This window comes from Limnospira sp. PMC 1279.21 (assembly GCF_032349615.1).
Lineage (GTDB): Bacteria > Cyanobacteriota > Cyanobacteriia > Cyanobacteriales > Microcoleaceae > Limnospira > Limnospira fusiformis.
Genome location: NZ_JARPLU010000320.1, coordinates 1 through 2,662, shown reverse-complemented (window position 1 = coordinate 2,662; position 2,662 = coordinate 1). Strand labels below are relative to the sequence as shown.

Annotated in this window: 1 protein-coding gene; it reads left to right on the top strand. The window is 46.3% G+C overall.

The annotated features are described in order from the left end of the window. The first annotated feature begins 454 nt into the window (after positions 1–454). Complete coding sequence (gene hmpF / locus P5683_RS24085) at positions 455–2,206, top strand: pilus motility taxis protein HmpF (protein WP_006620975.1); 1,752 nt, start codon at positions 455–457, stop codon at positions 2,204–2,206. Positions 2,207–2,662: the final 456 nt, after the last annotated feature.

Below are 2,662 nucleotides of genomic sequence, written 5' to 3'. Positions count from 1 at the left end.
TTCTCGACCCCTAATCGGGGACTTGAACAGGTTTTCGCCAAAATGAGAATTGCTGCGGGGCTTGTATCCCATTAGCTTTGGTCAAAAGTAGGGTAAACTTAAATATTGTGATACTCCAGCGCTCCAGATAGCCCATTCCATTGTGATCGGGTCAGATGAATTGGTGCGGTGTGTGCTACCATGTTCAAGCGTAATTATAACCAGCGGGGACTGCTATCGTCACATTTGGAGAAAATATTGGATAGTGGGGCTAGGCGGAATACTCACTATAAAAGGCTCGAACCCGATAAGCGGTGGTAATACACGAGCTTGTGGGAGAAGCCCGCACCATAATCTGGCATCAGTGTCGGGAGTACCTCACTAAAGGTCAGTCAACAACCCACTGTTAACATCGAAAACCAGAATATGATTAAACCTAGGAATAAAGCTTAAACAGCATCAGAGGATAATCACCGTGCTTTATTTAGCGGAAGTACAAAAGCAGAAAAGTGGTTTTATAGGTGGCGGTCGGGCTGAACTCAAGTTGCTGGTTTGTCAGCGGGGCGAGAACAATTGGAGCGCCGTACCGGGGGACGATCTGGTTCCGGCGGAGGATGCCAACAGCTATAAGGATGGCGCTCTAGTGTTAGTCGAACTCAATGCCAGCAAACAAGTTCAGCGCATCGAGGACGGCAAAAAACTGGTCAGAATTCTTGAAGATTTTTCCCGATTGCAAGACAGATTCAAAAATCAACAAGAAGAAATCGAACAGTGGAAAGAATCCCTCACCTACCAAACTCAAGAACTAAATCGCCGAGAACAAGAACTAAATCGCCGAGAAATGGAAATGGAATCTCGGCGAGAACAGATGGATCATCTGGAAGCTGAACTCGATAAGCTCGAACAACAGCGACAGAGCCTGGAAAGGAGCAAACAACAAGAGGAGAAACTGCGAGCTGAAATAGACAAGGCTCGCCACGAAGTTGAGAGTAGCCGATCGCAACTTGAAGAAGAAAAGCGATCGCTTGAGGAACAGCGGGCAGAACTGGAAACCCATAAAGGATTAAGCCCAGAAAAAGCCCAAGAAATGCAAGCACTTCTGGAGCTACTCTCAGGTGGTAACTCTATCGAGTCTCTCAGAGAATTGATAGAGCGAGCCCAAAACCAGATCAATGATGGCATCTCTGTAGGACAAACCTACCGTCAGCAAATGGAAGAACACCGCAACCGTGCTTCTGAGTTGCAGCAGGAGGTAGACCAAGTGACTACACTGCGCCATCAGTGGTCAGAATGGCATCAGTCCCACATCACGTTGTTAAATGATCGGGCACAACTGAACTCCCGCCAAAATCTGTTGGAATTCAATGAACAACAAATTCAGCGATTAGAACAAAATATTGAATACCGACAGGCCCTGTTAGAGCAACTGCAACGTCTTTCTGAGTCGGTTGCTAGTCGTTCCACTTCTGGAGTTAAGGTAGATACGGCACCCTTGCAGAAAATGCCCATTGAACAACTACAGGCGGAAGTTCAACGCTTGCAGGAAGAATGGGATCGATGGTTCCGCATGGTTAAAGAACAAGAAGAGGAACTCAAATACAAACAAGAGGAAATTGAGGAACTTCAACAGGAAATTAATCGGGCTTCTGGGAGCGTTCGCGCTCAGAAAGAATCGGATCTAGCCGATGAACAAGATGCCTATCAAATGCTGAATAAAACCCTAGAAGGACAGCGTCGGACTTTGGGGGAAAGGGAAGACCACATGAACCAGTATCAAGCGGTTTTGCTACAACGACAAGGTAGCGCCGGAACTGTTGATATGGGGGTTGCTCTTGGCTTTCCGTCAATTCTGGCTGCTATTGAAAAACAGCAGCAAGCCAGCCGAAGTGAACTTGAGCAGTTGCGCGATCGCACGGAACAATTAAAAACTGAAATTTCTAACACGGACGCGCAATTGTCCCAACAAGAAACTGAACAGGAACAGAAACGTCAGCAACTAGAAGCCCAAGAACAGAGTTGGATTAAACAAAAACAAACGTTAGCTGAAATTCAAGGTCGCGCTAATCTCTATGAAGAATTACTACCATCCCTTGAGGAAAACTGGAATAATTTACAAGAGCAGATCGAATCGTTGTTAACACAATTTAATCAAATTCAGGAACTCAGCCAACAGCAAACTCAAACACAAGGAGAACTTAGTCAACTAATATCTGGTCTGATTTCCTAAACTGAGGATGAAACCCAGAAACAAGTCATAAGTGCGAAACCTTCAGGCATGAAATAGGGTTGAAATACCTGAAATAGCCGCCTGGTGGGGGTTTCATCCCCTAGGCGGAATACAAGGAACGCACTCCTGACCGACCCCATAACTGTTTATATGTCCCTAAGTTTTGTATCCCAAGATACCAAAATTAGGCAGGGAACCCAAGGTCAACACGCTCTGTAACAAATCGGGTAGGGGTCGAGAATGGAGTCACCTCCATCCCCTCCCATTCAAAACCGTGCTTGAGATTTTCACCTCACACGGCTCCTGGTGTGGATGCCCACATTGTCAGTGGCACAGCGATACCAACCGCTGCTTTGTCCTTCTTTGTTCAGAGCTATAGCACAAGACAGAAAAGTTAGGACGTATAGCATTAGTCAAGGTGGTTAGGACGCAGCTTGGAGAACGGAATCCATGGCA